Genomic DNA, 6544 nt, shown 5'->3' with positions numbered 1-6544 from the left:
TGACCCTGCAGTTGTTGCAGTACCACGATTCACCCTTCAGGTTTTGCGATAGCTGAACAACAGATGATGTGAACGGCACACCGGCCTGGCGAAGATCCTGACATAAAAATCGGCTTCAGAAGCCGACGGGTTTTTAAGGATCGTCAGGCGCGACTCTCATCGTGGCGCTGGGGCATGCCCCAAACAGACGCCGGATAGATTTAAGCAAGCCAACCACACCACCCGTTAATCAGTATTGCAAAAATGGGGGTGACCATAGATTTTCATGGTGCCGAAAGCCTCTGCCAATATTCTTTTTTTTTGAGCATTCTTCCCGGCGATATTCGCACATAGCGCAAAACCTGCACATTCCTTTGTGCACGCCTCAATTCGCGGGGCGGCGCGCTCACGGCAGCCGTCTCAAGTGCCAATTCGGGCTAACGGCAAGCGGCGCGCCATAGGGATGATCGGCATACCTGAATCCTTGCACTGCGCGGATGCCCCGCGAGGCACTGGCCTCCTTCAAGGCTTGAGCGGTTCACACCGGTCCTCCATCACTTAGGCCTCAAACATGACTGAACATTTGAATCACTTCATCGCCGGCACTGGCGTCGAAGCCTCCGACGGCCGGCGCATTGCCCTGGTCAACCCCGTGACAGAACAGGTGTACGGCAGTTGCGCACGCGGCACGGCCGAAGACGTGGATCGCGCCGTAGCCGCCGCGCAGCGCCAACTCGAACATGGCGCCTGGCGCCAGCTCGATGGTGCCCAGCGCGGGCGGCTGCTGGTGAAACTGGCAGACCTGGTAGAGCGCGACACCGACATGCTGGCCGACCTGGACGCCGACGCCATCGGCCGTTCGCCGCTCGAACCGCGCCGGCTGGACGTCCCCAACGCGGTCGCCAACCTGCGTGCCGCCGCCGGCTGGGCCAACCAGTTGGAGGGGCGCACCATTCCCACTGGCGGCTACTTCGGCACCAAGACGCTCTCGTACACAGTCCGCGAGCCGGTGGGCGTAGTCGGTGCGATCGTGCCCTGGAACTCGCCGCTGATGATCACCGTCTGGAAACTCGCGGCGTTGCTCGCCGCCGGCTGCACCGTGGTCATCAAGCCTTCGGAAGAAACGCCGCAGTCCGCCCTGCACCTGGTCGCGCTGGCTCAGGAAGCGGGTTTCCCCGATGGCGTGATCAACGTGGTCACCGGCTACGGCGCCGAGGTGGGCCGTGCGCTGTGCGAACACCCGCACGTCGCCAAGATCAGCTTCACCGGCAGCCCCGAAGCGGGACGCGAGATCCAGCGCACCGCCGGTGTGCTGTTCAAGCACGTGGCCTTGGAACTGGGCGGCAAGAGCCCGCAGATCGTCTTCGACGACGCGCCCTTTGACGACGCGCTGCGCGGTTGTGCCCTCGGGTTGTTCGCCAACCAGGGCCAGGTCTGTGCCGCCGGCTCGCGCATTTTGGTGCAGCGCGGCATTGCGGAGCGTTTCGCCGCAGCGCTGGCCGAGGCGGCGCGAGCGGTCAAGGTCGGCGATCCGCGCGAACCCGGCATACAGATGGGCCCGGTGGCCAAGAAAGCGCAATTCGATCGCGTCAACCGCTACATCCAACTGGGCATCGAACAAGGCGCGTCTCTGCTGGCCGGTGGCGTTTCGACGCCTGAGCGCGGCTGGTTTGTCCGGCCGACGATCTTCGCCAACGCCAACAACGAGATGGCGATCGCCCGCGACGAAATCTTCGGCCCCGTCGGCACCGTGATCACGTTCGACAGCGAAGAAGAGGCTGTCGCACTGGCCAACGATTCCACCTACGGCCTGGCCGCCACGGTGTGGACCACCGACCTGGCGCGCGCGCATCGCGTGGCCGCGGCGGTGAAGGTCGGCGCCGTGGGTGTCAACTGCTGGAGCCCGCTGGATGCCAACCTGCCCTGGGGCGGCGTCAAGACCAGTGGCATCGGACGCGAGGGTGGTTTCGGCGGCGCGATGGCCTACACCGAGGAGAAGGTCGTCACCGTGCTGCTGCCCACCTGAAAAAAACCTGGGCCTGATCGCCCCGCCGCCGCTGAGGCCTTTGATACCCATGGAGAGACCACGATGAACCCGACTGACGAACAGAGCACCGATCGGTATCCGACGTCCCTGCGCATGTTGCACTGGCTGCGCGCCGCACTCGTCGCCGGCCTGCTCTGGGCCGGCTGGCATATGACCGGCATGCCTGACGAAGTGGCAAGCAAGTTCGAGCTCTATTACCCCTGGCACAAGTCCTTCGGGGTGCTGACGTTCCTGGTGGTGCTGGTTCAGATCGCCCTGCGGTTGCACAGCCCCAGGCTGCCACAGCCGCCGGGAACGCTGGCGAAGCATGAGCGGTTTCTGTCAAGACTTGCGCAACGCACCATGTATGCACTGCTCGTGATCGTGCCCTTGATGGGTTACTCGATGTCGAGCACCTACACGATGAGCGACGGGGTGTTCTTTTTCGGGATCAACCTGCCGGAGCTGCTGGCGAAAAATGACGACTGGTTCGTCGTCTTCCAGTGGCTGCACAAGGTACTTGCGTATACCTTGCTCGGGCTGATCCTGTTGCACATCGCCGGTGCGCTCAAGCACCGCTTCTACGACAAAGATCCTCGTAGCGACGTGCTGCGCCGCATGTTATGAATTGGCGCACGCCAACAACGCCGGCCAGCAGCGAACCCAACGCTGGAAGTTGACTGCCGACGCGTTACCTCTCAGGCTGACCACGCGCCGCCTCGCCCGCTCGGTGCGTGGTGGCTGACGTTCCCCGACCCACCGTTACACAGGTAGGTACTCATTTGAAGTGGAGCAGTAACGCGTGGAATTAAGACAACTGCGCTATTTCGTCAACATTGTCGAACACGGCAGCCTGGGCCGCGCAGCCCTTGAGCTGGACGTGGGCGTGTCGGCGCTGAGCCAGCAGATCGCCAAACTCGAAAGCGAACTCTCGACCCGCCTACTGAACCGCACGACCACCGGCGTCACACCGACCCCGGCCGGCATGGCGTTCCTGCACCATGCGCAGTTGTGCTTGAGGCAAGCCGAGAATGCGATCCTGGCGGCACACCGTGGGCGGATGAGCGGGTATGTCACCGTGGGCTTGCCGCCCACCACAGCCACGGTGCTTGCCCTGCCCTTGATCAATGCGATGCGCGCGCGGTATCCGGATATTCAGTTGCACCTGATCGAGATGCTGTCCGGGCATCTGGCCACGCAACTCAATGCCCGCCAGATCGATCTGGCCATTTTATTTCAACTTGAAGGGGGCAAGCGCTGGAGCGTGACGCCGCTGCTTGACGAGAAACTGTTTGTCATCTGCTCGCCACACTTGCCGGATGCCCCGCAAGGAAGCTCTGTGCAAATGGCGGACCTGGGGCAACTGCCACTGGTGATGCCGAGTGCGCAACACGGTTTGCGCTCAACGCTGATGGCGGCGTTCGAGCGGTCGGGGTTGACGCCCAACATCATCATGGAGGTGGATGGCCTGGCCGTGTTGATGAACGCTGTACGCGCCGGCCACGCGGCCACCATCCAGCCCGGCGCGGCGGTGGCGCTTAAAGGCGAGTCGGGGCTTTCGGTGGTGGAAATCGCCGATGCTCATGTCGGCCGGCGAAACCTGTTGGCGACACTGCCGGATGATGAGCTGGCGCCCGCGGCACTCGCGGCGCGGCTGGTCATCACCGATGTGGCGCGGCAGCTGGTGATCGATCATCAATGGCCGGGCGCCTCGTGGATCGAAAACATCACGCCCTGATCTCCAGCCGCCCTCGCCCGCGCTTCAGGGCCAGCGGCAACCCGCAAAGCCTTTACGAAAACTAAACACCCCAACCGCTAACGCGCCTTTCGACCCAACGCTCGCTGCCCTAAGGTCTCGCCACTCGCGAGGAGCCCTTCGTTCACGCCTCCTCGCGATCGAGGAGTGATGATGATCGACGTATTAGTCATTGGCGGCGGCAATGCCGCCTTGTGCGCGGCGTTAATGGCCCGAGAGGCCGGCGCCAGCGTGATGTTGCTTGAAGGCGCGCCCAAAGCCTGGCGCGGCGGCAACTCGCAACACACCCGCAACCTGCGCTGCATGCACGACGCGCCCCAGGATGTATTGGTCGAGGCCTACCCCGAAGAGGAGTATTGGCAGGATCTGCTGAAAGTCACCGGCGGGATGACCAACGAGAAGCTCGCTCGTCTGGTCATCCGCGCCTCATCGAACTGCCGTGACTGGATGCGCGCCCATGGCGTGCATTTTCAGCCGTCGTTATCCGGCGCGTTGCATGTCGCGCGCACCAACGCGTTTTTCATGGGCGGCGGCAAGGCGTTGGTCAACGCGTATTACCGCAGCGCCGAGCGGTTGGGCGTGAACATCCGCTACAACGCGCAAGTGACCGACATCGAATTGAACGGGGGAACATTTGTCGCGGCCCACCTGAGCGCGCGCGATGCCGAAGGGCAACGTCTGCCCGCCGAACGTATCCAGGCCAGGACGTGCGTGCTGGCGGCGGGCGGGTTCGAATCCAACCGCGAATGGCTGCGTGAAGCGTGGGGGCAAAACGAGCGCGGCGAGTGGCCTTCGGACAACTTTCTGATTCGCGGCACGCGCTTCAATACTGGCGTACTGCTGCGGCGCATGCAGCAACTGGGCGCCGATTTTATCGGCGACCCGACCCAGGCGCACATGGTGGCCATCGACGCCCGCGCACCGTTGTATGACGGCGGCATCTGCACGCGTATCGATTGTGTATCGCTGGGCGTGGTGGTCAATCGCGACGGCGAGCGCTTCTATGACGAGGGCGAGGATTTCTGGCCCAAGCGCTATGCGATCTGGGGGCGCCTGGTCGCGGGGCAGCCCGGTCAACAGGCCTATTCGATCATCGACCAACAAGCCATCGGTCGGTTCATGCCGCCGGTGTTTCCGGGCACCAAAGCCAACTCACTGGAAGACCTGGCGCGCCAGTTGAAGCTCCCGGTGGCGCCATTTGTCAGCACCATCCAGGCCTACAACGCGGCCTGCCGCGTCGGTACGTTCGACCACACCGCCCTGGACGATTGCCGCACCGAAGGTTTGACGCCCGCCAAAACCCATTGGGCCCGCCCATTGGTCAAGCCCCCCTTCTGCGCCTACCCGCTCAAGCCGGGCGTGACCTTCACCTATTTAGGCCTCGCCACCGACGCTACCGCCGCCGTTCGCTTCAACGGCCAGGCGAGCCCGAACCTGTTCGTCGCCGGAGAAATGATGGCTGGCAACGTATTGGGCAAGGGCTACACCGCCGGCATCGGCATGGCCATCGGCACCGCATTCGGTCGCATTGCCGGCGTGCAAGCCGCCGCCGCGGCCGGTTTCATCACCCGTTCATCCCAGGAGCCGCAACATGCAGCTGTTTGATCCCAAGGCGCCGGGCACGCTGATTCCCGTCCTCAACCTTGATGAAAGCGAAGTCCAGCGACAAATGACGGTCTGCAATGCCTGCCGTTATTGCGAGGGCTTCTGCGCGGTATTCCCGGCCATGACCCGGCGCCTGGAATTTTCTCAGGCGGACATCCATTACCTGGCGAACCTTTGCCATAACTGCGGTGCGTGCCTGCACGCCTGCCAGTACGCCGCACCGCATGAATTTGCGATCAATGTGCCCAAGGCCATGGCCAAAGTCCGCCTCGACACGTATGCCGAGTACGCCTGGCCGCAGGCGATGGGCACGTTATACCGGCGCAACGGGCTGACCCTGGCGCTGGCATCCGGCGCGGGGCTGGCGCTGTTCCTCTGCCTGACGTTGATGATGATGGGCAATCTGTTCACGGCAATGCCCGGGGGGAATTTCTACGGGATCTTCCCGCATAACACCCTGGCGCTGATGTTCGGCGCAGTGTTTGGTTTCGCGGTGCTTGCGTTGGCGATCGGCGTGCGGCGCTTTTGGCGCAATGTCTCGCCGGTCGAGGCCTCCCGCGAGCAAACAACATCGGCGGCCCTGGAAGCGAGCGCCAATGTGGCCACGCTCAAGTACCTGGATGGTGGCCACGGCGAGGGCTGCAATAACGCCGATGATCGATTCACCTTGTGGCGGCGGCGCTTCCATCACTTCACCTTCTACGGCTTCATGCTGTGCTTCGCCGCCACCGGCGTGGCCACGCTCTACCATTTCCTGCTGGGCTGGTCGGCGCCCTACCCCGTCTTGAGCGTGCCGGTGATGCTCGGCATCGTCGGCGGGTTCGGGTTGCTGGTCGGCCCGGCGGGGCTCTTGTGGTTAAACCTGCGGCGCAACGCCGAACACGGCGATGAACAGCAGAAACCCATGGATCGCGGCTTCATCGCGCTGCTGTTTCTCGTCAGCGCCAGCGGCCTGGCACTCCTGGCGTTTCGCGAAAGCATGGCCCTGGGCCTGTTGCTGGCGATCCATCTCGGCCTGGTCATGGCTTTTTTCCTGACCATGCCCTACAGCAAATTCGCCCACGGCATCTTCCGCAGCGCCGCGCTGCTCAAATACTCCATCGAAAAACGTCAACCCAACCCCATCAACGCCGCAAGCGACTGATCGTCAAGACCGTCATTCCAAAAACAAGATTGAT

Annotated in this window: 5 protein-coding genes; all 5 read left to right on the top strand. The window is 63.1% G+C overall.

The window, feature by feature from the left end; all coding sequences use genetic code 11:
- The first annotated feature begins 550 nt into the window (after positions 1-550).
- The 5 genes from INT12_RS27895 (at position 551) to tcuB (ending at position 6510) form a co-directional block, all read left to right on the top strand.
- Complete coding sequence (locus INT12_RS27895) at positions 551-2005, top strand: aldehyde dehydrogenase family protein (protein WP_193041118.1); 1455 nt, start codon at positions 551-553, stop codon at positions 2003-2005.
- Between the two features lie 63 nt (positions 2006-2068).
- A complete protein-coding gene (locus tag INT12_RS27890; RefSeq protein WP_193041117.1) occupies positions 2069-2632 on the top strand; it encodes a cytochrome b in 564 nt (187 codons plus the stop codon).
- 175 nt (positions 2633-2807) lie between these two features.
- Positions 2808-3743, top strand: coding sequence for a LysR family transcriptional regulator (locus INT12_RS27885; RefSeq protein ID WP_193059106.1), 936 nt, complete (start codon positions 2808-2810; stop codon positions 3741-3743).
- A 171-nt stretch (positions 3744-3914) separates the two neighbouring features.
- Complete coding sequence (tcuA, locus tag INT12_RS27880) at positions 3915-5366, top strand: FAD-dependent tricarballylate dehydrogenase TcuA (protein WP_017846942.1); 1452 nt, start codon at positions 3915-3917, stop codon at positions 5364-5366.
- Entirely contained in the window at positions 5353-6510 is a 1158-nt protein-coding gene (gene tcuB / locus INT12_RS27875) for a tricarballylate utilization 4Fe-4S protein TcuB (RefSeq protein ID WP_017846941.1), read from the top strand. The genes tcuA and tcuB overlap by 14 nt, the downstream gene beginning before the upstream one ends.
- Positions 6511-6544 lie beyond the last annotated feature (34 nt).

The organism is Pseudomonas sp. K8 (genome assembly GCF_014889455.1).
Taxonomy (GTDB): Bacteria; Pseudomonadota; Gammaproteobacteria; order Pseudomonadales; family Pseudomonadaceae; genus Aquipseudomonas; species Aquipseudomonas veronii.
This window is presented reverse-complemented; position numbering and strand designations above follow the sequence as displayed.